Raw genomic sequence first — 22,774 nt, forward strand, 5'->3', positions numbered from 1 at the left:
GGTTTTAGTTTATTTTAATCCTAATATCAACTAATCAAAGGAACCACCCAATTGACCCAGGCCCAGGAAATAGGCATAACCAGAATCATGGCTGGAATCATATCTGCTGTTGGGAATTGACGCAGTTTCATAATACGAAAACCGGTCGCAATCATGAGGAAGCCCCCGCAAGCCTTAAAGTCTCCAATCATGGCTTTTGTTGTTAGAGGGAGAATGAAACCAGCAGTCACAAAGAGGAGGAAGAAAACGATAAATTGTGGAATGGCAATCATGGAGACGATGTAGCCTAGACTACAAGAGAAAATCATGGCTGTAAAGAAATCTAGGATAGATTTAGAAATTAAAATAGAAGCATCGCCTGTCATCCCAGACTCAAGACTCCCGTAAATTCCTGTACCACTCGCACAAAAAAGGACGATAACTGTCAAGAGCTGCGCATAAAATTCATCGTGAGCTAACCCTGTTTGCTTGCTTGGTGTAATCTTGGACAAGCCTTTTTCCATAAGCCCAGCTCCCTTGTTGATGAGGTTTCCAAACTTTAGGGCCAGCCCAATGATGGTACCGATAACTACTGCAAAGATAACGGCAGGCATGTTAACCATATTCACAATAGCGCTAATCCCCATTACCATAGAGGCTAGGCCAAAGATAAGGTTAAGATTTTCCTTGAAATCGTCTCTGAGATAGTCCCCGAAGAGCCCTCCAGCGATTCCTCCTAAGATAATAGATAGCGAGTTGATGATAATTCCAGTTGGCATCAGTGATTTTCCTCCTATTTATTCTAAATACTATAAGTTTAGCATTATCAAAGATCGAATGCAAAATTGTCTCGTTTTTACAAACGTTTTATTGAAATTGTACCTTTGAAGTGATACAATAAATGAGAAGGTAAGGAAATAGCCTTATCTAAATCTATTGCCAGTGTTCTTAGAGTATTGTTCATAAAAAACAAGGTACTAACTCTATTTTATAATCTAATATAAAGTGTAAAATGAGACTATTGTTAAATAGATTCTCAAGAAAGGATAAAAGATGATTCGTTTTGAACACGTAACGAAACGTTATGAAGATAAGGATGCTCTCTCAGATCTTAACCTCGAGATTCGAGATGGGGAGATTTTTGGTCTGATTGGTCACAATGGGGCTGGTAAGACCACGACTATTTCCATTTTGACGTCTATCATTGAAGCTAGCTACGGTGAAGTTTACGTCGATGATATGGCCCTCAGCCAACATCGTGATGCTATCAAGAAAAAAATCGCTTATGTGCCAGATTCACCAGACTTATTCTTAAACTTAACTGCTAATGACTATTGGTACTTTTTGACACGTATCTATGATTTGGAAGCTAGTCAGGTTGAGGAACGTTTGACTAATCTTATGGCTACCTTTGACTTGACGGAAAGTCGCTATAACCTCATTTCTTCCTTCTCTCACGGTATGCGTCAGAAGGTTGTCGTTATCGGTGCTCTTCTGGTTAATCCGCAGATTTGGGTTTTGGATGAGCCTTTGACTGGTCTGGATCCACAGGCATCGTTTGATTTGAAAGAAGCCATGCGTAACCATGCTAAGGAGGGTAATAGTGTCCTCTTCTCAACCCACGTTCTAAGTGTAGCTGAGCAGCTCTGTGATCGTATTGCTATTTTGAAGAAAGGAAAACTCATCTTCCAAGGGTCTCTGGCTGAACTTAAGTCTCAGTACCCTGACAAGGATTTGGAAACCATTTATCTGGAAATGGCTGGACGTAAGATCGAGGAGGTGTAGTCATGAACTGGAACCATGTTTGGGAGCTTTTTAAAATTAATCTCCTCTATGCAAATCCTCAAGCAGTAACTAACCTACAGAAACGTCAAGAGAAAAAGAAAAAGGCCAATTTCTCCATCGTTAATGCCATGCTTAGACAACAACTCTTGATTTTAATTATTTTTACGGTTGTATATAGCTATCTTTTTGTAGGCGTCAATTATAAGGCCAATCCTGGAGTCTTAACCCTATATCTTTTGACATTTTCAATCATGGGGCTTCTCCAGACTTTTACGGCTCTCTATAGTACCTTTTACGATAGTAAGGATAGCAAGGCTTATCTGCCTCTTCCCTTAAAGCCGTCAGAAGTCTTTTTGGCCAAGACCTTGTCAGGTTCTATGGTTGGGATGACCTTCATGGTACCTATCCTTAGTCTTCTCATTCTAGCTTACTGGCAATTTATTGGCCCACTGGGGATAGTCGTGGGGCTTCTATCCTTTATCGTTTCTCTCTTTATCAATCTCGTTTTTTCAGTGATTCTGTCTAATAGTATTGGAACGCTGATTGTTCGCAGTTCTCGTCAAAAGCTCTATTCGACTATTTTGATGACCCTGTCAACCCTATTGATTATGTTCCCTATCATGATGGTTGGTTTTCTTAATGGTTATATTAAGGGTGCTGGACATATTGATTTTCCTTTATTGCCTTATCTAAGAGGTTACTATGATGTGGTAGCTGCTCCTCTATCTCCAGAGGCTCTACTAAATTTTTATCTTCCTCTTATCTCAGTGCTTATCTTGGGTTTTTGGTTTTATAAAGTCAGAATGCCTCGTTATTTCCACGAAGCGATTTATAACAAAAAGGCTAGAAAGACTCAGGTAAAAGTTGTTACTCGAAGTCAAAGACAGGTCTTGGTTCGCCATCATTTATCTACTTTGGGAAACTCAACCCTCATTATCAATACCTATGTGGTACCAGTATTATATATGATCATGCTAGGTGGAGGTGCGTTCTTTTTGAAAGATTTAGGTCCAGACTATTTCGGGCTCATGCTTTTAGTCGGAATTGCCTTTGGTTTCTTTTCAGCGCAACCAACAAGTTTTCTTGGGGTGGCAACTTCCTTAGAGGGAACAAACTTTGACTTTATCCGTAGCCTGCCAATCAATACGGGTGACTATCTTCGTCAAAAGTTTTGGATTTTCTATGGCTTGCAAGTCGGTGTATCCCTCTTACTAGGAGGACTTGGTTTAATATTCCTTGCACATCTCCATCCTATTTTGGTGGCAAGTTTCGCCTTTGGTTTTCTCGTAACAACCTATCTTGTAGGTGGCTATTTCTTTGAACGTGACCTTAAATTATTGGAAGTGAATTGGCAGGAAGTCACTCAGCTCTTCAATCGGGGTGGCGGACAGTGGCTCTATATGGGTATCTTTATTCTTACAATTTTCATCGCTGCCTTGCTAGGAGGTATTGTCTTCTTTGCAAGTAAGTTCTGGATTGCCCTAGTAGTCAACGCTATAGTATCTGGGCTTATAGCTTTAATTGCCCTAATCGTTTATCTCTTTGTTGATCGCAGACGTTGGAAACGTATTAGAGCCATGTTTTTTGCCTAGAACAAACTGTTTAAAGAGTCTCTCCGATTGGAGGGATTCTTTTTTACTGAAAATCTTTAATATGTAAACTTATGCATTATATATGTTAAAATACCTGAATTTAGTGTATAATCATAAACATGAAACGAAATTTTGACTCAGTAAAACGCCTGGTTATCAAAATCGGGACTAGCTCTCTGGTTTTACCATCAGGGAAAATTAATCTTGAAAAAATCGATCAGTTAGCTTTTGTCATTTCTAGCCTGCATAATAAAGGGATTGAGGTTGTCCTCGTATCCTCTGGTGCCATGGGCTTCGGGCTCAATGTTCTAGACCTAGACAAGCGACCGGCTGAAGTCGGTAAGCAACAAGCTGTCTCAAGTGTAGGGCAGGTAGCCATGATGAGCCTCTATTCTCAGGTCTTTTCACATTACCAAACCAAGGTATCTCAGCTTCTTTTGACCCGTGATGTGGTCGAGTATCCTGAGAGTTTGGCCAATGCCATCAATGCCTTCGAGAGCCTCTTCAAGCTTGGAGTTGTTCCAGTTGTTAATGAAAATGATGCTGTCAGCGTAGATGAAATGGACCATGCGACTAAGTTTGGGGACAACGACCGCTTGTCAGCTATCGTAGCTAAGATTGTTGGTGCTGACCTACTCATTATGTTGTCAGATATTGATGGGCTCTTCGATAAGAACCCAAATGTCTATGAGGATGCCACCCTCCGTAGCTATGTCCCAGAGATTACAGAGGAAATTATAGACTCAGCTGGTGGTGCCGGTAGTAAATTTGGTACAGGTGGTATGATGAGTAAGATTAAGTCAGCTCAAATGGTTTTTGAAAATCAAAGCCAAATGATTTTGATGAATGGTGAAAATCCACGTGACATTCTTCGTGTCCTAGAAGGAGCCAAGATTGGTACACTCTTTAAACAGGAGGACTAAGATGACATATATCGATACACTAGGTCAACAGGCCAAGGTGGCAGGTCGTCGGATTGCTAAATTGTCAACAGCAGCTAAAAACGACCTTTTAAATCAGGTAGCTAAAGCTCTAGTAGCTGAGAGTGCCTATATTATCACTGAAAATGCTAAGGATATGGCCAATGCCAAGGAAAATGGTATTTCAGAGATTATGCAAGACCGCTTGCTCTTGACGGAAGACCGTATCGCAGGGATTGCTGAGGGTGTCCGTCAGGTGGCAGATCTTCAGGACCCAATCGGACAAGTAGTTCGTGGCTATACGAATCTAGATGGTCTCAAAATCGTTCAAAAGCGTGTTCCTATGGGTGTTATCGCTATGATTTTTGAGAGCCGTCCCAATGTCTCAATCGATGCCTTTAGCCTTGCCTTTAAAACCAATAATGCTATCATTCTCCGAGGAGGACGTGATGCCATCAATTCCAACAAGGCCTTGGTTACAGTAGCCCGTAAGGCTTTGGAAAATGCAGGTATCACAGCAGATGCTGTTCAGCTGGTTGAAGATACCTCTCATGAGGTAGCAGAGGAACTCATGGCGGCGACTAAGTATGTAGACTTGCTCATCCCTCGTGGTGGAGCACGTCTCATCCAAACAGTTAAAGAAAAAGCCAAGGTTCCTGTCATCGAAACGGGTGTTGGTAACTGTCATATTTATGTGGATAAATATGCTAACTTAGATATGGCGACACAGATTGTCATCAATGCCAAAACCCAACGACCAAGCGTGTGTAATGCTGCAGAATCTCTCGTCGTTCATGCTGATATTGCGGAAGACTTCTTACCTAATTTGGAAAAAGCTATTTCAAAAGTTCAGGCTGTTGAATTCCGTGCGGATGAAAAGGCTTTGAAACTTATGGAAAAATCCGTACCCGCTTCACCAGAAGATTTTTCGACAGAATTTCTTGACTATATCATGTCTGTTAAAGTAGTAGATAGCCTTGATGAGGCCATTGATTGGATTAATACTTACACGACATCGCATTCAGAGGCTATTGTGACTCAGGATATCAGTCGTGCGGAGCAATTCCAAGACGACGTAGACGCTGCAGCTGTCTATGTTAATGCCTCAACCCGCTTCACAGACGGCTTCGTCTTTGGACTGGGTGCTGAAATCGGAATCTCAACCCAAAAAATGCACGCCCGTGGCCCAATGGGACTTGAGGCCCTAACCTCAACCAAGTTTTATATTAATGGCCAAGGTCAAATTAGAGAATAAACAAAAAGCTCCTCATGGGGCTTTTTTGGTCTATTTGCTAGAGTATAAAGCTTTTGCTATACTGGTGGTATCAAAAATGAGGAGCTTTTGTCATGTTTAGAGCTTATAAAAAGTATTGGATGGGCTATGTCGATTTTACAGGACGTCCAACTCGCTCAGAATATTGGTTAGCAGTTCTAGCAAATACTATAGTAACTATCATTTTATTTAGCATAGTTATAGTTGTAATTGTTTTTGATAGTCCCGATAGTCCTTACCATGTTATTCTCAACTTACCGTATCTGCTTGTAATGACCTATTTTCCTGCTAGCTTTATCCCATCCATTTCCCTTCAGGTACGTCGCTTGCGCGATGCAGGCTATCACTGGGCCTTGATTTTTTTACGTTTTGCCTTTGTTATAGGTGATATCGTTCTGTTGGTTTTGTCTTGTCAACCCACAAAAGTAGAATTTCCTTTCAAACAGTTCAATAATTCACAACAATAATAATGACTTAACAGCCTTGTAGGCTGTTTTTTAGTTGATTTGTCAATCTTCCCTTCTCTTGCTATACTGGGAGTATCATAAAAAAGGGGGATTTTATTATGATTGAAGCCTACAAAAAATTTTGGAAGGGCTATGTAGATTTTAAGGGACGTTCAACGCGTTCAGATTATTGGCTTAATGTTCTTGCGCAATGCTTGGTTTATTTATTGTTTAGTTTCTTACTCATACTAATCATGATTTTAGGAGGAGACTCCTCTACGTATATATCTGATCCATATAGTTTCCAAATGATTTTGGTCTATATTGTAGTGTTAGGAATAGGAGTCTATGCGTTGGCCTCACTTGTACCATCCATTGCAATCATAGTACGTCGTTTACGAGATGCAGGTTACCACTGGGCCTTGATATTCCTATCGCTAATTCCATATCTTGGTGGTTTTATTATTTTTATCTTAACCTTACAACCAACAAAGGTAGAAGTAGCGTTTAATAATTTCAATAACCCACAGCAATAAAAAGTTTTTATAGTTTCCTGTTTTAGATGGTTTTAACACTGAACTTGGTATAGATGAAAGTTATGTTTAGAACAGGCCTTTATAGAGAGACCAGGAGATTGCTATTCTCCATAGTGAGTAGGGATGGCAATATTCTCACCAGTATCATTATCAATTTATAGAGGATAAAGGATTCAACCATCCATGTCACGCAAGTGGAATAGCCTAGACAATGGTATGGTGGAGTCCTTTTTTGGAATTTTGAAATCGAAAATGTTTTATTGTCATGAGAAGGTGTCTAAGTCACTTGAGCAATTGAAACAAGTTATTGTAGAATACATTGATTATTATGATAATAAGTGCATTAAGGTAAAACTAAAACTTTCTAGCCAAGGAACATTTCATCAAATGTGGGAATCCCTCTGCCAGAAAAATTCTCTTTAAGTGCATTCTTAACATAACTTCAGATAGCTACACCAATCCTTGTCATATCGCAGACTTCTGTGAGAAACGGAAAAGACAATCGCAAGTGACTTAAACCAAACCACACACGATTGCCTCTATACATCGTCTTATTATTACCTCATAATGCACAACAAACTTTACGATTATACTTCTACCCAAAATCGGTAAAATTGTTTATACCATATTATTGTAACGCCTTATCAAAAAAATCACCAGATAAGGTGTTGATTAGTGTACATTTTTTACACTAATCTTTAGTTCAAAAAAGATAATTTCCTTAGTTTGACTATGGCACTCAAACTATTTTTCATCAAATACCTTGATAAACTTGACAAATGGTAGAAAATGACTTAGTCCTGTACAATACAGAACTAAATCATTTATTTAAATATTTTTGTCATATAAAAATTGTGAATTGTGGGAGATGAGACATCAGCTAATACTTATCTATAGACAATATATATAAAGGAATCAACAAAGCAATAATAACTAACGTAATAATACATCAAATACCTATTTTATATGATTTTGTTAGATTTTGTTCGATTGCATTTCCAACACAATGTTTGTAAGTTGTCTTTAGTAGATAAGCCACCTTTTGAAATAGGGATGATATGGTCAACTTCTAAAAGTAAAAGGTTTTGCTGAGCGACAGAGGCATAACAATTCTGGCAGGTATAATTATCGCGACGTTTAATAAATTCACGTAATTTTTTTGTCATTAAAGAACGCTGCGCTTTTGCAGTCTTGCTACGCTTAATATTATCATCAATATATTCTATAAGTGCTTCGATAGTAATGTCGTCAAGTGTGATAGTTGTTCGTTGTGAGCTGTTTCCCCCCGCACTAACATATTCAAAAATATATTGTGGAAAATAAAAATGAATTTTTGGAATATTTACTTCTAAATGTTTAAGTAATTCATCACGATAGTATTTTTTTATAAATTTAGGAGGATTGAAATCTGCTTCAATTTGAGCTAGACGCATGTCTAAGTTACTTTTCGCATTTGTAAAACGTGATACTACTTCACCGATATCCTGAATGCGTTGGAGATTCTCTTCATTAGGTTTGAAATCAAAATATTTACACAAATACTTTAAAGGCTCTTCAGACGCTTTTCGAACTACTGCTAGCGAAGCGTGGTGAACATTACTAGACAGCGTTTTCTGATGTCGATTACGATTCATATTATGCACGCTAGTATTTTGATAAGTAGCTAGGTTAGAATATTTATATCGATCTGCTTGACTTGCTCTAAGACTGATTTGATCAAATGAGTTTACATAATTAGATATTTCATTATATTCAGAGATTGTATCAGCAAGTGCCAGTTTATGGGCTAAAAAATTCGGACTCTTAAAATATCGAACTTTCCTAATATATCTAATCAATCGATAAAGACTATAAATTAAAGCCCCAATTAAAATATACGGAAATGCTGAAATTACTAAGAATAGCATTATAAAAGAAAGCATGATGTATCCTAAAACCTTCATTATATCTCCTAATTAAAATTTTTTTTACGTTGAGATTTACCAAGAACAATTATGAAAACTAATGGTATATCAATTATTATAGTTATGCAATTATTCTAATCTATTTTATATTATCTGTCAAATTTATTTTTAATAACAAAAAGTTAAAAAAGCCTTATAGGCTGCTCCTTAGTCAATTTGCCAGAAGACCGGTCTTTTGGTATAGTAGTATTATCAAAAAATGAGGAGATTTTATTATGATCGAAGCTTATAAGAAGTTTTGGAAGGGCTACGTAGATTTTGAGGGACGTTCAACACGTTCAGATTACTGGTTTGCATATTTGGCAAATATGTTAACTGTCGTTGCTTTTTATGTGTTGTTAGCAGTATTTGGAGGAATTGCAGGTGCAACTGATTCAAGCTTTTTAGCTGTTATTTCACTTATCCTACTACTTATCTTTTTTGCCTATGGTATTGCTGCGTGTTTACCTGGTATTGCTGTAACTGTTCGTCGTTTGCGTGATGCTGGCTACAATTGGCCGTATATTTTTGTTGCATTTATCCCATTTGTAGGTGGTATTATCTTAATTGTGTTGTTGTGTAAACCAACTAAGGTTGAGTATCCATTCAATAACTTCAATAACTTCAATAATCCACAGCAATAATAATGACTTAACAGCCTTGCTAGGCTGTTTTTTAGTTGATTTGTCAAGCTCCTTTTCTCTTGTTATACTGAGAGTAACATAAAAAAGGGGGATTTTATTATGATTGAAGCCTACAAAAAATTTTGGAAGGGCTATGTTGATTTTAAGGGCCGTTCAACACCCTCGGATTACTGGTTTGCATATTCGGCACATGTATTGATTTTCTTTGCTTCTTATTTGCTCCTAGCAGTGTTTGAAAGAATGGATTCTGAAACAGGATCAAGCGATTTATTTACTATTGGTGTTATTTTACTACTTATCTTTTTTGCCTATGGTGTTGCTGCGGTTTTACCTGGTATTGCTGTAACGGTTCGTCGTTTACGTGATGCTGGCTATCATTGGGCATATATTTTTATTCCTTTAATCCCATTTGTCGGTATTTTTATCCTTATTTTTTTACTATGTCAACCAACAGAAGTAGAAGTGCCATTGAACAACGTCGATAACCCACAGCAATAATGACAATCAACCAACTCTTTGAGTTGGTTTTTCTAATGTCAAAAAAGTTTTATGTTAATGTTGCACATTTTAATATTTCTGATATAATCTTATCTGAGACTAATCAATACTAAAATATAATTTAAGAAATGTGAATAACTTATGAAACTATTTCGTCACTTGAAAGAAAAACGTTACCTTATTTTGACATTTACCCTACCAGCTATCCTTTTGGCTCTGGCTATCGTCTTTTTGCAGCCCGCACACAATCATGCAAAAGTTCAAGTTAAGGTGGGGACTAAGCAGTCATCATCAAGCAAACCTAAGTCTTCATCCAAGTCATCGAGCTCAAGCTCGTCGTCATCTTCTTCAACCTCGAGTGAATCTTCAAGCGAATCGTCGTCATCAAGCTCAACGGTAGAAGCAGCTAGTCAGACAGAAGCAAGCTCAACTCCTGCGGTAGCATCGGCACCAACGCCTTCTTCAGCACAAGAGGCTTATCAAGCGCCCCAGTATAACTATGTGCCACCAACAACTTATACAGAGTCACATAGTGAGTCTTCAAGCTATACAGCACCTGCCTACAGCGCAGATGTCAGCTCTGGGACAGCAGAATAAGGATTAAAGAAAAGGAATTTAGGTTTAGAAATGAAAAATAAAGTTTTAGCATTAGTAACAGGATTATCTAGTTTAGTCCTATTAGCAGCTTGTTCAAACCAGCAAAATGGCATGATTTCGACGACTTCATCTTCATCAGTAGAGCAGTCACGATCAAGTAGTAGTGAAAGCTCTAGCACGAGTAATAGCTCAAGCTCTAGTCAAGAGAAAAAGGTAGATACCTCTGCCTATGATAGCATCATTAGTAAGTACCAAACGGCTGTGGCCAACAACCAAACCGATGCCTCACTTAATTCTCTCATTGTGACCTATGCTAATTCTCAAACAAGTCCTGCCTCAACGGTCTATACTTATCGTGATTTGGATGGTAATGGTGTTGATGAGTTGATTCTTGCTTTTAAGCCAGGTAAACTCTTTAAAGAACATGTGATTACGGATATTTACACTATCTCTAAGGATAGTGGTCAGGTGATTCGTCTGACAGAAGGTCCACAACTGGGCATGCTGGGTGAGCGTATGACATTGGCCTACCTCATGGATAACACCTTTAGCTACTATGGTAGTGCTGGTGCTATGGCTGGTGGAGGTTCTGGCTACCACTTTAGTAGTGATGGCCAGTCTCTTGTAAAAGATGACCGTGATTCGGGTGCAGACAAGGTTGATCTCTCTAATTGGGGTTGGAAGGACCTGAGTAGCGCCTCTACTAGTAGCTCTAGCAAAGCGTCACAAACGCCAACAAGTTCATCAGCTCTTAAGCCTGATGAGCTCAAAAATGGCAATTACAAATCAGCTGTAGGAACATGGAAATCTTCAAATGGAAAGACCATCACCATTACTTCGGATGGACAGTTGGATTTCTGGGGCTATACTTATCCTATCGACAAAGTCTCACCGAATCAGTATGTGTCTGGTATATATACCTTAACTTATGTTGATTCTAGTCCAGTTGGGAATACTCCAATTCAGCTTTGTCCTAAGGGAGTTAGTGATGCAAGTGATGCGGGAGATAACAGTAAGGATCGTATTCTAGCGACGAATGGAGTGCCATCTGAGGAAAGCTATTTTTACAGAGTGGATTAATCTTATCAAATGATATAGAAACTAAAGAGTCAGGCCTCGGGTCTGGCTCTTTTACTATCCTGTCAACTTACAGAACGAGACAATTTCTCTATTCTTGTGCTATAATAAAAGTTATGACTAATGAATTTCACCATGTAACCGTTCTTTTACACGAAACTGTTGATATGCTTGATATCAAGCCCGATGGCATCTATGTTGATGCGACCTTGGGTGGCGCAGGACATTCGTCTTATCTTTTGTCGCAATTATCTGAAAAGGGTCATTTGTACTGCTTTGATCAGGACCAAAAGGCTATTGATAATGCTCAAGTGCGTCTCAAGGACTATATTGATAAGGGTATGGTGACTTTCATCAAGGATAATTTCCGTAATCTCAAGTCCAACCTTGAAGCCTTGGGGGTGTCTGAAATTGATGGCATTCTCTATGACTTGGGTGTCTCTAGCCCACAGTTGGATGAGCGTGAGCGTGGTTTCTCCTATAAACAGGATGCCAAGCTAGATATGCGTATGAATGAGGAGGCGAGTCTGACCGCTTATGATGTGGTCAATACCTATCCTTACAACGATTTGGTGCGCATTTTCTTCAAGTATGGTGAGGACAAGTTCTCTAAACAAATTGCACGTAAGATTGAACAGGCCCGTCAGGTTAAACCAATTGAGACCACGACGGAACTGGCGGAAATCATTAAATCGGCTAAGCCTGCTAAGGAACTGAAGAAAAAAGGTCACCCAGCCAAGCAAATTTTCCAAGCCATTCGCATCGAAGTGAACGATGAGCTTGGTGCTGCAGATGAGTCTATTCAAGAGGCCTTGGATTTACTTGCTGTAGATGGTCGTATTTCGGTCATTACCTTCCATTCTTTGGAGGATCGATTGACTAAACAGCTTTTCAAGGAAGCCAGTACGGTAGATGTGCCTAAAGGTCTGCCCTTTATTCCTGAAGACCTCCAACCTAAGGTAGCCTTAGTTAATCGCAAGCCAATCCTACCTAGTCAGGAAGAATTAGAAGCTAATAACCGCTCGCATTCTGCTAAATTGCGTGTGGCTAAAAAAATCAGGAAATAATTATGGAAAATAAGGAACATCAGATTGTTAATAGAGCCATTAGAAACCATATTCGTTTTATGACGCGTATGGAAAAGGCCTTCTATTCGGCAATTGTTTTGACAGCTATTGTGATGAGTATCGCAGTTGTATTTTTACAAGGGCGTAATCAGGCTATCAAGCAACAAATCACAGACCTTAATAGCAAGATTAGTGATGAAAAAACAGAGCTTAACAATGCTAAGCAGGCGGTTAATGAGTTGACTAACTCTGACCGTATTAAAGAGATTGCTAATAAGGCAGGCCTGTCTATTAATAACGATAGTATTAAGAGTGTGAAGTAATCAATGAACAGATTAAGAAAACTTAAACATTTATTTCTAAACTATGTCGTTAGGGATAGGCGAAAGCCAGCCCAGAATCGACAGCACGTTGGTCAGAACCTTATGGTTCTCAGCATCTTTATCTTTTTCGTCTTTATTATCAACTTTGTGGTGATTATTGGGACAGACAGTAAGTTTGGTGTCGATTTGTCGACGCAGGCTGCTAAATCTTATAACACTAAGACCACAGTGGCTGCCAAGCGTGGGACAATTTACGACCGAAATGGAAATGTTTTGGCTGAGGATTCAACCAGTTATGCCATTTACGCTATCGTGTCGACCAGCTATGTGTCAGCGACTCAAGAAAAACTCTATGTCCAAGATAGTCAGTTTGACAAGGTTGCTGATATTTTAAAGGATAAGCTAGGAATTGAAAAGAGTGATTCCTTGGCCCAATTGCGTACTAAGGGTGCCTACCAGGTTTCCTTTGGACTAAAGGGGAAGGGAATTACCTACTCTGTTAAAGAAGAACTAGAAAAAGCCTTTAAAGATGCGGGAATTAAGGGTATGGCCTTTGAAGCAACAACGTCACGAATGTATCCTAATGGGACCTTTGCGTCAGAGTTTCTTGGTCGTGCCGAAGCTGTTGAAAATAAAAAAGATGGCTCATATTCTTTGATTGGTCAAACTGGTTTGGAGCGTTCGCTCAATAGCCTCTTGACTGGAACAGATGGTGAGGCCATCTATGAGAAGGATAAAAACGGTAATACGCTTCTAGGTACGGAAACCATTACCAAGGAAGCTATCGATGGTAAGAACATCTATACAACCTTGTCAGCACCTCTTCAAACCTTCCTAGAAACACAGATGGATACCTTTATGGAGCAGACGCAAGGTGTCAATGCTTCAGCGACAGTTGTTAATGCTAAGACAGGTGAGATTCTTGCAACGACACAACGTCCGACCTATAATTCTGATACTCTTGAGGGACAGGCTAAGAAAAACTATGACTGGGTTAACCGTCTTTACGAAGCTCAGTATGAGCCTGGATCAACCATGAAGGTCATGCTCTTGTCAGCTGCTATTAACAATGGAAGTTTCAACCCGAATGCGACCTACAGTAATGCTAATGGTATTAAGGTTGACGACGTTGAAATTAATGACTGGTCAATCAATGAGGGTATCTCAACAGGTCGTACCATGTCATTTGCTCAAGGGTTCTCTTATTCAAGTAACGTTGGTATGACCATGCTGGAACAAGAGATGGGAGACAAAGTTTGGTCTAACTACTTATCTCTTTACAAATTTGGTCTTCCAACCCGTTTTGGGATGGTCGGTGAATCTTCAGGGGTTGTCTCTCGAAACTCTGTTAATATAGCTCAATCGTCCTTCGGACAAGGGATTTCGGTGACTCAGGTGCAGATGCTTCGAGCCTTTACCGCTATTTCAAACAATGGTATAATGCTAGAACCTCAATTTATCAAACAAGTTGCCGATACTAACCAAGGCACAGTTCGTACAGCGAAGAAGGAAGTTATCGGTAAGCCAGTTTCTAAGCAGGCTGCCTCTGAAACGCGTAACTATATGATTTCCGTTGGTACGGATCCAGAGTTCGGTACCCTTTACAATAAATCTGAAGGGTCACCTATTATCCAAGTTGGCAATTATGATGTTTCAGTTAAGTCTGGAACGGCTCAGGTTGCTGATGAGAAGACTGGGACCTACAAAGTTGGTTCCAATGAAACCCTCAATTCAGTTGTAGCCATGGTACCTACAGATAATCCAGAATACATCATGTATGTGACTGTGCAGGAGCCTAAGACTTGGGATAATAATTTTTATGCAACTGTGGTTAACCCGGTTTTGGAAGAAGCCATGTCTATGGGAGACACCCTAGATACTTCTGTGTCTGAAGGTAGTGAAAAGACCGAGGAAACGAGCTATCAAACCGGCGATATTATCGGTAAGAGTCCGGGCGAGACAGCTAACACCCTTCGTCAAAACTTGATTCATCCGATTGTTCTGGGTGTTGGTGATAAGATTGAGAAGGTTTCTGTAGATGCCAAAGCCAATATCAAGGCTAATGAACAGATTCTTATCATGACCAATGATTTCACAGAACTTCCAGACATGTATGGTTGGACCAAGAAGAACGTTGAAACCTTTGCCAAATGGAAAGGCATTAAAGTTACTTATAAGGGTGGCAAGTCAGGGACTGTTACCAAACAAAGTGTTGCGGCAGGAAAAGCCCTGTCTAAAACCAAGAAGATTACCATTACTTTAGGAGACTAAGATGACTATGAGTCTGATAGCAGGTGTGGCCGCCTTTGTGTTGACGGTGCTCGCCATGCCTCACTTTATTACTTACTACAAAATCAAGAAAATCGGTGGCCAACAAATGCATGAAGATGTGAAGCAGCATTTGGCTAAGGCTGGAACACCAACTATGGGAGGGACAGTCTTCCTAGTGGTTGCCATCTTGGTTAGCTTGATTTTTAACTTCCACGTCTTTAGCGAGGGCCACCAAGCCTATGGTGCTACAGTAGGGATTCTCTTTGTAATTTTGATTTATGGAATTATCGGCTTCCTTGATGATTTCCTTAAGATTTTCCGTCAAATCAATGAGGGACTTAAACCTTGGCAAAAGATGGCCTTGCAGATTATTGCGGGTTTGCTTTTCTACTTTATCCACGTACTCCCTAGTGGGACAGATAGCCTAGCTATTGGTGGATTAACCATTCATCTCGGTGTCTTTTATGTTCTATTTGTTTTATTCTGGATTGTCGGTTTCTCAAATGCTGTGAACTTGACAGACGGTATTGATGGTTTAGCTTCTATCTCTGTGGTTATCAGCTTGATTGCCTATGGGATTATCGCTTTTGTCAAGGGTGAGTTCGCTATCTTGACTATCATTATCACTATGATTGGGGCACTTCTTGGCTTCTTCGTCTTTAACCACAAGCCAGCCAAGGTCTTTATGGGAGATGTCGGTTCCTTGTCACTTGGAGCTATGCTTGCGGTTATCTCTATTGCCCTACGTGTAGAGTGGACCCTACTCTTGATTGGTGTGGTTTATGTCTTTGAGACAGCTTCTGTCATGCTACAGGTCAGCTATTTCAAATACACTAAGCGTAAGTATGGAGAAGGTCGTCGTATTTTCCGTATGACACCATTCCACCATCACCTCGAATTGGGTGGTCTTTCAGGTAAGGGTGACAAATGGTCAGAGTGGAAGGTTGATGCTTTCCTTTGGACAGTTGGAGCACTTGCAAGTGCCATTACCCTTTGGATGGTTCTTGGAAACGTTATGAAATAAATGAAAAGAGCAGAAATGCTCTTTTTCTGTTATAATGATAGGGATAGACTAGATAGAAAAGAAGAAGTAAACATGTCATTTAAAGATTTTAATTTTAAAACATTTATTCAGGAGGCTCTTGACGAGATTAAGTTTAAGGAGCCAACACCTGTTCAACAGAAATTGATTCCTGTAGTCCGTTCAGGTCGTGATTTGGTTGGTGAATCAAAGACGGGTTCAGGGAAGACACATACCTTCCTCTTGCCAATTTTTGAGAAACTAAATCCAAAGAGTGGTGATGTTCAGGTTGTTATTACAGCACCATCACGTGAATTGGCTACACAAATTTACCAAGCGACAAAACAAATTGCCAAACACTCTGAGACTGAAATTCGTGTAGTCAATTATGTGGGTGGTACAGACAAGCAACGTCAGATTGAGAAACTCAAGGTAGCACAACCTCATATTGTTATTGGGACACCAGGTCGTATTTATGACCTAGTTAAGTCTGGGGACTTGGCTATTCACAAGGCCCATACCTTTGTTGTTGACGAAGCTGATATGACCATGGATATGGGATTCTTGGATACTGTAGACAAGATTGCGGCAAGTCTACCTAAGGAAGTTCAAATTTTGGTCTTCTCAGCAACCATTCCTCAAAAATTGCAACCATTCTTGAAGAAGTATTTGACCAATCCAGTCATGGAACAAATCAAAACTTCAACAGTTATTGCGGATACTATTGATAACTGGTTGGTATCTACCAAGGGTCGCAACAAGAATGAGCAGATTCTTGAGATGCTTAAGGGGATGCAACCATATCTGGCAATGATTTTCGTCAATACCAAGGAACGTGCTGACGATTTGCACAGTTACCTAGTGTCAAATGGTCTTAGGGTTGCCAAAATTCATGGAGGTATTCCACCACGTGAACGTAAGCGTATCATGAATCAAGTCAAGAAGCTTGATTTTGAGTACATTGTAGCGACGGACCTTGCAGCGCGTGGGATTGACATTGAAGGGGTTAGCCATGTAATCAATGATGCCATCCCTCAAGACTTGTCCTTCTTTGTTCACCGTGTAGGGCGTACTGGACGTAATGGCTTGTCAGGAACAGCCATCACCCTCTATCAACCAAGCGACGACTCAGATATTCGTGAGCTTGAAAAGATGGGGATTACCTTTGAACCTAAAGTCTATAAGGACGGCGAGTTTCAAGATACCTATGACCGTGACCGTCGTGCCAATCGTGAAAAAGCCTATCAAAAACTTGATACGGAAATGATCGGTTTGGTTAAGAAGAAAAAGAAAAAAATCAAACCTGGCTACAAGAAGAAAATTCAGTGGAAGGTTGACGAAAAACGCAAACGTGAACGTCGTGCGGCTAACCGTGCTAAGGGGCGTGCTGAGCGTAAAGCTAAGAAGCAAAGCTTCTAAGCATTGGCTTCTAGGTGAGAGCAAATTTTAATTTAAAAATTCAAAAGATTGAAACCAAAGTGTTTCAGCTTTTTTGATTATTATCAAACTTTTTGGAAACTCAAAAGACCTTATTTAGTTTGAAGATATATTTTTCTTTTGAGCCTAAGGTCTCAAAACTTCCCAACGCTTATGACTACAAAGTCTTAGTCGTCATTATCACAGCGACAAGTCTCAGTATATGCTCACTACACTCGCAAAATAATTGGCTGTCTTAAGAACTGAAACTATGACAGATTTTAAATAGTTTTATCACAGACATTTTTAAGAAGCTTTCCGTTTAAAGTAAAATAATGTGTAAGTTTGAGGTTATTAGTTGAGTCAACTCTCAAAATCAGGTAGTGACATTTATGTCACTACTTTTTTGTTGGCTTTCTATCTATAATACAATCATAGCTTTTGAGAAAAGGCTAAAAAATATTTTAAAGGAGGTTGTTTTAATGACAACACAAATCATTAACAATTTTAACTCACTTAATTCCGAAGATCTTTCTACTGTTAAGGGTGGAGCATGTAGTTTTTGGGGAGCTACAGCTGCCGTAGGCGTCGGGGCTGTTGGAGGAGCCATTAAAGGTGGTATTCAAACAGGTACTTGGCAAGGTGCAGCCTTAAAGGGTATTGGTTATGGTATTAAAGATGGGATTACTTATGGACTTATTTGTCGTTATTAGGCGATTACTGAGTCAATTTTTTGGCCAAATAGTACTTGCTCTCCTAATTTATGGGCTTATATTCTTTGCTTGGCAACACTTTAGAGGAGAAATTTTCTCAATTGTGTGCATCTATGTCAGTATATCCCTAGCAGATGACGTCTATCATCTCGCAGAAGAATATGTTAAAAAGAAAGTTAACTAGGAATACGTTCCTGTTTGAAAAATAGCATGTAAAAACTTGGCAAAATGATTGTCAAGTTTTTTTATAGCAAAAGTGCTACAATAGGAGTCATGAAAGACAAGATTCGAATTCTTCATATCAATGATTTACACTCTCATTTTGAACAGTATCCACAACTCAAGCGAGCTGTGGATGATTTGAGTCAGACAGATAGAGAGCTGATTAAGGTAGATCTTGGGGACAATGTGGATAAGTCCCATCCCTTATCTGATGCGACAGCCGGGCGTTTTAATGTAGCCCTGATGAATGAGTTGGGGATAGACTATGCGACTATTGGAAATAATGAGGGGATAGGTCTGGCCAAGGAGGAGCTAGACTGTCTTTATGAGCAGGCTAAGTTTCAGCCGATCATAGGAAATCTCAAGGATGAAGGGAGACAGCCTGAATGGGCCAAACCCTATCTTATCCATAAAACTAAAGCAGGTACAAACATTGCTTTCTTGGCCTATACCTTCCCATATTACATCACCTATGCTCCCAACGGTTGGCAGGTGTTAGAGCCTATGGCTAGGTTGGAAGAGGATTTGGCTCGTCCTGAGGTAAGGGATGCAGATATAGTCGTCGTTCTTAGTCACCTAGGTGTACGTTATGATGAGCAGATTGCAGAGACTTATCCACAGGTAAATCTTGTCATCGGAAGCCACACGCATCACCTTTTTGAAGAGGGTAAATTAGTCAATGAAACCTATTTGGCAGCTGCTGACAGATATGGCTATTATCTTGGCTGTATTGACCTTACTGTGGAAAATGGGCGATTGATAGAATGTCAGATCGAGGCTATCCCCACCAAGTCCTACATCTTGGATTTAGACAAGGAGGACGAAGCCTTTATCAAGGCTATGCGTGAGGAAGGCCATCGTCGTTTAGCTCAGAAAAAAGTAGCTAATCTAGGTCGAGAACTAGATTTTGATGAGACCTGTCAATTGGTTTTACAGGCTGTTTGTCAGGAAACTCATAGCCAATTAACGCTTTTAAATACTGGACTTATCATGAAAACACTAGGCCCTCAAGTGACCATGGCAGACCTGCAAGAAGCCCTTCCTCACCAGATGCGGATGGCACGTCTAGTCGTGACAGGACAAGAGCTCAAAGAAATCTGTCAGGAAGTTTTTACTAAGGCTGAACTCCTTAAAAATCAAGCTATTAAAGGTATGGGATTTAGAGGGAAGACATTTGGTGAAGTAATCACAGGGAATTTTGCTTACAAAAACGGTAATTTGTTGTATAATAGAAGGGTTGTAGATTCCAATGAGAAGTTTAGTTTGGTCCTTGTGGACCAGTACTACTTTGCTTCTTACTTCCCTACAATTAAGGAAAAGGAAGTTACTCTTCTTTTTCCAGATTTGTTAAGGGGACTTGTGGCCAAGTATTTAGGAAAAAATGGTGCCAATTGGGATAAGATATAGAGACATTATTACAGCATCAGAATAGAAAATAAGAGAGAGCAGAAAGGATGGCACATGCGTAAAGAAATCTTGCCAGAAATGTTTAATTATAATAAATATCCAGGGCCAGACTTTGTGTATGTGGCTGACCTTCTGAAATCAGATGCCTGTCAGTTTACGGTTCTTGAAAATCACAAGGATGCTTTAGACGCTACCCGCTTTGGGCAACGTTTTTCTGAAATCATGCTCAAGTATGATTATATTGTTGGGGACTGGTCTAATGACCAGCTTCGCCTTAAGGGATTTTACGAGGACGAGCGCCCTAATACGCGTAAGACAGACCGCATTAGCCGATTGTCAGAGTATTTACGTGAATACTGTGCCTTTGGTTGTGCCTACTTTATTTTGAAAAATGAAGAGCCACAGTTAATCGTCTTTGAAGAGGAGACTGAGCCTCGTCGCAAGCGCCGTCGTTCTAATAATCGTCGTCATTCTTCTCAGGAATCTAGAGATAGAGAGCACAATGCTTCTCAAAAGAATAAGGGGCAAAAAGCTTCTGCTAAGCAAAAGCCAGACAAGTCCAAACGAAGAGATAGGGATCAAGAGGGCCCAAACTTTGAGAAAATCAAGCGTCGTCCTAAGTTTAAATCTAGATCCGAGGACGGTGGCCGTGAGCGTAAGTCTAACTTCAAGAAGAGTCAGAAGCAAGCTCCAAAATCTAAAGGTCAAAACACCCCATCGAAGAAACAAAGCCAGACCAAGTCAGATGGTCAGCATTTTACAATCAGAAAAAAAGGAAATTAAACTATGTCAGAAGTAACAACACAAGCAAAACCAGAACGCCGTAAACGTCAGAAGTTAGAGGATATGGAAGGCTACAAACCTTCTATTTATGGTCTTACTCGTGATGAGTTGATCGACTGGGCTATGGAACACGGTGAAAAGAAATTCCGTGCGACTCAAATTTGGGATTGGCTCTACAAGAAGCGTGTGCAGTCTTTCGAAGAAATGACCAACATTTCTAAAGATTTCATTGCCAAGTTGAATGAGAATTTCTGCGTAAATCCATTGAAACAACGTATCGTTCAAGAATCTAAAGATGGTACAGTTAAGTATCTTTTTGAATTGCCTGACGGTATGTTGATTGAGACTGTTTTGATGCGTCAACACTACGGTTTGTCTGTCTGTGTGACAACTCAGGTTGGATGTAACATCGGTTGTACTTTCTGTGCCAGTGGTTTGATTAAGAAACAACGTGACTTGACTGCTGGTGAGATTGTGGCACAAATCATGTTGGTACAAAAATATTTTGATGACCGTGGCGATGGTGAACGTGTCAGCCACGTGGTTGTTATGGGTATCGGTGAGCCATTTGATAACTATGACAATGTGCTTCGTTTCTTGCGTACTATTAACAATGACAATGGTCTTGCTATTGGAGCTCGTCACATTACAGTGTCAACATCTGGTTTGGCACCAAAAATTAAGGAATTTGCTAACGAAGGTGTTCAAGTTAACCTTGCCGTATCACTTCACGCGCCTAACAATGACCTTCGTTCAAGCATCATGCGTATTAACCGCTCATTCCCACTTGAAAAACTCTTTGAAGCGATCGAGTATTACATCCAGACAACCAACCGTCGTGTAACTTTTGAGTACATCATGCTTAATGAGGTCAATGACCACCCTGAAAACGCTCAAGAGTTGGCTGATTTGACTAAGAAAATCCGTAAGTTGTCATACATAAACTTGATTCCATATAACCCAGTATCAGAGCACGACCAATATAGTCGTTCAACCAAGGAACGTGTGGCGGCCTTCTACGATGTGCTCAAGAAAAACGGGGTTAACTGTGTCGTTCGTCAAGAACACGGTACAGATATCGATGCTGCTTGTGGACAATTGCGTTCAAACACTATGAAACGTGACCGTCAAAAGGCTGTAGCAGAAGCTTCTGGTAAATCAGAAGGTAAGTAAGATGTTTCAGCTGACGACTTGGGTAGAAAAGGACGGAGAACTAACACCAAAAGGAAGAAAGCTAAGCCAAGTTTTGGTCTGTGCTTATCTTCTTTGTTTAGTACTCCTTTGTTGGACACCACAGTATGGACTAGTTGAAGGTGTTGAAACTCCTGGGATTCAACATTTTGGTCGTGTAGTGGTCCTCTTGACCCCATTCAATAGTTTGACCAACTTTTATCAGTTGGATAGTCTTAAAGAGATTGTCTTTGTGCTTGGGCAAAATGTGACCAACATTTTCTTGCTGAGTCCGCTGATTTTAGGACTTTTAGCCTTGTACCCCAGATTTAGGTCTTGGCAAAAGGTCCTTTTAGCCACGTTTATCATGTCTTTGACGATTGAGGTTGGGCAAGTTATTCTAGATCTCCTCATTGATGCGAATCGTGTCTTTGAGTTAGATGATTTATGGACCAATACCTTGGGAGGTTTGGTGGCATTAGCTGCCTACCGCCTTCTTGTAAAACTGATTCAAACGCATTTTAAAGAGTAAAAAACCTGGGAGCTTACGCGTCTCAGGTTTCACTTATTTTCTATCATACAAATACAACACATTCAAAAGAGGGAAAAATGAATAAACACGTTTGGAGAAACAATGAAACACTTAATGATGACAGTAGTCACCGTATTAACGTTAGGAGTAACAATGACGATGGTTAAGGCAGATACCTATCAAAGTGGCCGTGATGCCGATATCATGCGAGAAAGAGGACAGGTTTGGAATTATTCTGAGGCTAAGAGAGAGCCTCAATTAGCTAACTACAACACCGATGGTCGCTATCTCAGTGAGGCAACTAACTTTGAATTGTACAATTTTGTCAGAGAGTATAAGACATCTGATGAAATCAGACGCATTTGGAACCCTAAGAAAGATGAATCCGTTATCCATGATAAGGATAGCTACTCTATGGATGATGGGCACAAGGTCTATAATTTTGATTCCTTTGCTTATCAATTGCCAGAGTCTACTGATTTTGGGAAGTTATCTTATATTGGTCACTTTCAGTTAGAAGATGGCACAATCTATCGCTATTGGAAGTAACCTTATCATA

At 39.9% G+C, this 22,774-nt stretch carries 23 protein-coding genes and 2 pseudogenes; 23 read left to right on the top strand and 2 right to left on the bottom strand.

What is annotated here, in order from left to right; all coding sequences use genetic code 11:
• Positions 1-26 precede the first annotated feature (26 nt).
• Positions 27-758, bottom strand: coding sequence for a DUF554 domain-containing protein (locus H7T98_RS00495; protein ID WP_014632635.1), 732 nt, complete (start codon positions 756-758; stop codon positions 27-29).
• Positions 759-1,032: 274 nt separating this feature from the next.
• Between H7T98_RS00495 and H7T98_RS00500 the strand changes: the two genes are divergently transcribed.
• From H7T98_RS00500 to H7T98_RS10275, 8 genes and pseudogenes are all read left to right on the top strand, one after another.
• The gene (locus tag H7T98_RS00500) at positions 1,033-1,764 is read left to right on the top strand and encodes an ABC transporter ATP-binding protein (RefSeq protein WP_201060993.1); all 732 of its coding nucleotides are present in this window, start codon (positions 1,033-1,035) and stop codon (positions 1,762-1,764) included.
• Between the two features lie 2 nt (positions 1,765-1,766).
• Positions 1,767-3,356, top strand: coding sequence for a DUF4231 domain-containing protein (locus H7T98_RS00505; protein WP_201060995.1), 1,590 nt, complete (start codon positions 1,767-1,769; stop codon positions 3,354-3,356).
• A gap of 119 nt (positions 3,357-3,475) precedes the next feature.
• Positions 3,476-4,279 (top strand): glutamate 5-kinase, encoded by an 804-nt coding sequence (proB, locus tag H7T98_RS00510; protein WP_201060997.1) that lies wholly within the window; start codon positions 3,476-3,478, stop codon positions 4,277-4,279.
• Position 4,280: 1 nt separating this feature from the next.
• A complete protein-coding gene (locus tag H7T98_RS00515) occupies positions 4,281-5,531 on the top strand; it encodes a glutamate-5-semialdehyde dehydrogenase (protein ID WP_201060999.1) in 1,251 nt (416 codons plus the stop codon).
• A 92-nt stretch (positions 5,532-5,623) separates the two neighbouring features.
• Positions 5,624-6,016 carry a DUF805 domain-containing protein gene (locus tag H7T98_RS00520; protein WP_073686183.1) on the top strand — a complete coding sequence of 131 codons (393 nt, stop codon included), beginning with the start codon at positions 5,624-5,626 and terminating at the stop codon, positions 6,014-6,016.
• Between the two features lie 98 nt (positions 6,017-6,114).
• The gene (locus H7T98_RS00525; RefSeq protein ID WP_037602544.1) at positions 6,115-6,531 is read left to right on the top strand and encodes a DUF805 domain-containing protein; all 417 of its coding nucleotides are present in this window, start codon (positions 6,115-6,117) and stop codon (positions 6,529-6,531) included.
• A 16-nt stretch (positions 6,532-6,547) separates the two neighbouring features.
• Positions 6,548-6,954, top strand: a pseudogene (locus H7T98_RS00530) (IS3 family transposase); the annotation flags it as partial.
• A pseudogene (locus H7T98_RS10275) lies at positions 6,890-7,143 on the top strand (IS110 family transposase); the annotation flags it as partial. The pseudogenes H7T98_RS00530 and H7T98_RS10275, both read left to right, overlap by 65 nt.
• A 350-nt stretch (positions 7,144-7,493) precedes the next feature.
• Here the strand turns inward: H7T98_RS10275 and H7T98_RS00535 are convergent.
• A complete protein-coding gene (locus H7T98_RS00535; RefSeq protein WP_051677073.1) occupies positions 7,494-8,474 on the bottom strand; it encodes an HNH endonuclease in 981 nt (326 codons plus the stop codon).
• 236 nt (positions 8,475-8,710) lie between these two features.
• Between H7T98_RS00535 and H7T98_RS00540 the strand changes: the two genes are divergently transcribed.
• From H7T98_RS00540 to H7T98_RS00610, 15 genes are all read left to right on the top strand, one after another.
• A complete protein-coding gene (locus tag H7T98_RS00540) occupies positions 8,711-9,118 on the top strand; it encodes a DUF805 domain-containing protein (RefSeq protein ID WP_064523919.1) in 408 nt (135 codons plus the stop codon).
• A gap of 99 nt (positions 9,119-9,217) precedes the next feature.
• Complete coding sequence (locus H7T98_RS00545) at positions 9,218-9,616, top strand: DUF805 domain-containing protein (protein ID WP_084869549.1); 399 nt, start codon at positions 9,218-9,220, stop codon at positions 9,614-9,616.
• A gap of 141 nt (positions 9,617-9,757) precedes the next feature.
• The gene (locus tag H7T98_RS00550) at positions 9,758-10,213 is read left to right on the top strand and encodes a Wzz/FepE/Etk N-terminal domain-containing protein (RefSeq protein WP_201061001.1); all 456 of its coding nucleotides are present in this window, start codon (positions 9,758-9,760) and stop codon (positions 10,211-10,213) included.
• A gap of 30 nt (positions 10,214-10,243) precedes the next feature.
• Positions 10,244-11,293: a hypothetical protein gene (locus H7T98_RS00555; protein WP_201061003.1), complete on the top strand. Its 1,050-nt coding sequence runs from the start codon at positions 10,244-10,246 to the stop codon at positions 11,291-11,293.
• 113 nt (positions 11,294-11,406) lie between these two features.
• The gene (gene rsmH, locus H7T98_RS00560; protein ID WP_002888254.1) at positions 11,407-12,357 is read left to right on the top strand and encodes a 16S rRNA (cytosine(1402)-N(4))-methyltransferase RsmH; all 951 of its coding nucleotides are present in this window, start codon (positions 11,407-11,409) and stop codon (positions 12,355-12,357) included.
• A 2-nt stretch (positions 12,358-12,359) separates the two neighbouring features.
• Complete coding sequence (ftsL, locus tag H7T98_RS00565) at positions 12,360-12,680, top strand: cell division protein FtsL (protein ID WP_002891750.1); 321 nt, start codon at positions 12,360-12,362, stop codon at positions 12,678-12,680.
• Between the two features lie 3 nt (positions 12,681-12,683).
• Positions 12,684-14,951 (top strand): penicillin-binding protein PBP2X, encoded by a 2,268-nt coding sequence (pbp2X, locus tag H7T98_RS00570; protein WP_201061005.1) that lies wholly within the window; start codon positions 12,684-12,686, stop codon positions 14,949-14,951.
• Position 14,952: 1 nt separating this feature from the next.
• Positions 14,953-15,975 carry a phospho-N-acetylmuramoyl-pentapeptide-transferase gene (gene mraY / locus H7T98_RS00575; protein WP_002891748.1) on the top strand — a complete coding sequence of 341 codons (1,023 nt, stop codon included), beginning with the start codon at positions 14,953-14,955 and terminating at the stop codon, positions 15,973-15,975.
• Positions 15,976-16,047: 72 nt separating this feature from the next.
• On the top strand, positions 16,048-17,391 hold the full coding sequence (locus H7T98_RS00580; protein ID WP_070839243.1) for a DEAD/DEAH box helicase: 1,344 nt from the start codon (positions 16,048-16,050) through the stop codon (positions 17,389-17,391).
• A gap of 479 nt (positions 17,392-17,870) precedes the next feature.
• Entirely contained in the window at positions 17,871-18,101 is a 231-nt protein-coding gene (locus H7T98_RS00585; protein WP_002884558.1) for a Blp family class II bacteriocin, read from the top strand.
• A gap of 273 nt (positions 18,102-18,374) precedes the next feature.
• On the top strand, positions 18,375-19,730 hold the full coding sequence (locus H7T98_RS00590) for a bifunctional metallophosphatase/5'-nucleotidase (RefSeq protein ID WP_201061007.1): 1,356 nt from the start codon (positions 18,375-18,377) through the stop codon (positions 19,728-19,730).
• A gap of 54 nt (positions 19,731-19,784) precedes the next feature.
• Positions 19,785-20,513, top strand: coding sequence for a YutD family protein (locus H7T98_RS00595; protein ID WP_002891743.1), 729 nt, complete (start codon positions 19,785-19,787; stop codon positions 20,511-20,513).
• Between the two features lie 63 nt (positions 20,514-20,576).
• A complete protein-coding gene (gene rlmN, locus H7T98_RS00600; protein ID WP_096832658.1) occupies positions 20,577-21,686 on the top strand; it encodes a 23S rRNA (adenine(2503)-C(2))-methyltransferase RlmN in 1,110 nt (369 codons plus the stop codon).
• Between the two features lies 1 nt (position 21,687).
• Positions 21,688-22,215, top strand: a complete 528-nt coding sequence (locus H7T98_RS00605) for a VanZ family protein (protein WP_195918165.1) — start codon at positions 21,688-21,690, stop codon at positions 22,213-22,215.
• 159 nt (positions 22,216-22,374) lie between these two features.
• The gene (locus H7T98_RS00610; protein WP_223896453.1) at positions 22,375-22,764 is read left to right on the top strand and encodes a hypothetical protein; all 390 of its coding nucleotides are present in this window, start codon (positions 22,375-22,377) and stop codon (positions 22,762-22,764) included.
• Positions 22,765-22,774: the final 10 nt, after the last annotated feature.

Origin of the sequence: Streptococcus sp. 23.2, from assembly GCF_016648665.1 — a bacterium.
Classification (GTDB): Bacteria; Bacillota; Bacilli; order Lactobacillales; family Streptococcaceae; genus Streptococcus; species Streptococcus salivarius_E.

What these genes read in the sequence shown, in the direction of transcription:
- H7T98_RS00495 (WP_014632635.1), bottom strand. Translation starts at nt 758, where the DNA reads ATGCCAACTGGAATTATCATCAACTCGCTATCTATTATCTTAGGAGGA.
- H7T98_RS00500 (WP_201060993.1), top strand. Translation starts at nt 1,033, where the DNA reads ATGATTCGTTTTGAACACGTAACGAAACGTTATGAAGATAAGGATGCT.
- H7T98_RS00505 (WP_201060995.1), top strand. Translation starts at nt 1,767, where the DNA reads ATGAACTGGAACCATGTTTGGGAGCTTTTTAAAATTAATCTCCTCTAT.
- proB (WP_201060997.1), top strand. Translation starts at nt 3,476, where the DNA reads ATGAAACGAAATTTTGACTCAGTAAAACGCCTGGTTATCAAAATCGGG.
- H7T98_RS00515 (WP_201060999.1), top strand. Translation starts at nt 4,281, where the DNA reads ATGACATATATCGATACACTAGGTCAACAGGCCAAGGTGGCAGGTCGT.
- H7T98_RS00520 (WP_073686183.1), top strand. Translation starts at nt 5,624, where the DNA reads ATGTTTAGAGCTTATAAAAAGTATTGGATGGGCTATGTCGATTTTACA.
- H7T98_RS00525 (WP_037602544.1), top strand. Translation starts at nt 6,115, where the DNA reads ATGATTGAAGCCTACAAAAAATTTTGGAAGGGCTATGTAGATTTTAAG.
- H7T98_RS00535 (WP_051677073.1), bottom strand. Translation starts at nt 8,474, where the DNA reads ATGAAGGTTTTAGGATACATCATGCTTTCTTTTATAATGCTATTCTTA.
- H7T98_RS00540 (WP_064523919.1), top strand. Translation starts at nt 8,711, where the DNA reads ATGATCGAAGCTTATAAGAAGTTTTGGAAGGGCTACGTAGATTTTGAG.
- H7T98_RS00545 (WP_084869549.1), top strand. Translation starts at nt 9,218, where the DNA reads ATGATTGAAGCCTACAAAAAATTTTGGAAGGGCTATGTTGATTTTAAG.
- H7T98_RS00550 (WP_201061001.1), top strand. Translation starts at nt 9,758, where the DNA reads ATGAAACTATTTCGTCACTTGAAAGAAAAACGTTACCTTATTTTGACA.
- H7T98_RS00555 (WP_201061003.1), top strand. Translation starts at nt 10,244, where the DNA reads ATGAAAAATAAAGTTTTAGCATTAGTAACAGGATTATCTAGTTTAGTC.
- rsmH (WP_002888254.1), top strand. Translation starts at nt 11,407, where the DNA reads ATGACTAATGAATTTCACCATGTAACCGTTCTTTTACACGAAACTGTT.
- ftsL (WP_002891750.1), top strand. Translation starts at nt 12,360, where the DNA reads ATGGAAAATAAGGAACATCAGATTGTTAATAGAGCCATTAGAAACCAT.
- pbp2X (WP_201061005.1), top strand. Translation starts at nt 12,684, where the DNA reads ATGAACAGATTAAGAAAACTTAAACATTTATTTCTAAACTATGTCGTT.
- mraY (WP_002891748.1), top strand. Translation starts at nt 14,953, where the DNA reads ATGACTATGAGTCTGATAGCAGGTGTGGCCGCCTTTGTGTTGACGGTG.
- H7T98_RS00580 (WP_070839243.1), top strand. Translation starts at nt 16,048, where the DNA reads ATGTCATTTAAAGATTTTAATTTTAAAACATTTATTCAGGAGGCTCTT.
- H7T98_RS00585 (WP_002884558.1), top strand. Translation starts at nt 17,871, where the DNA reads ATGACAACACAAATCATTAACAATTTTAACTCACTTAATTCCGAAGAT.
- H7T98_RS00590 (WP_201061007.1), top strand. Translation starts at nt 18,375, where the DNA reads ATGAAAGACAAGATTCGAATTCTTCATATCAATGATTTACACTCTCAT.
- H7T98_RS00595 (WP_002891743.1), top strand. Translation starts at nt 19,785, where the DNA reads ATGCGTAAAGAAATCTTGCCAGAAATGTTTAATTATAATAAATATCCA.
- rlmN (WP_096832658.1), top strand. Translation starts at nt 20,577, where the DNA reads ATGGAAGGCTACAAACCTTCTATTTATGGTCTTACTCGTGATGAGTTG.
- H7T98_RS00605 (WP_195918165.1), top strand. Translation starts at nt 21,688, where the DNA reads ATGTTTCAGCTGACGACTTGGGTAGAAAAGGACGGAGAACTAACACCA.
- H7T98_RS00610 (WP_223896453.1), top strand. Translation starts at nt 22,375, where the DNA reads ATGGTTAAGGCAGATACCTATCAAAGTGGCCGTGATGCCGATATCATG.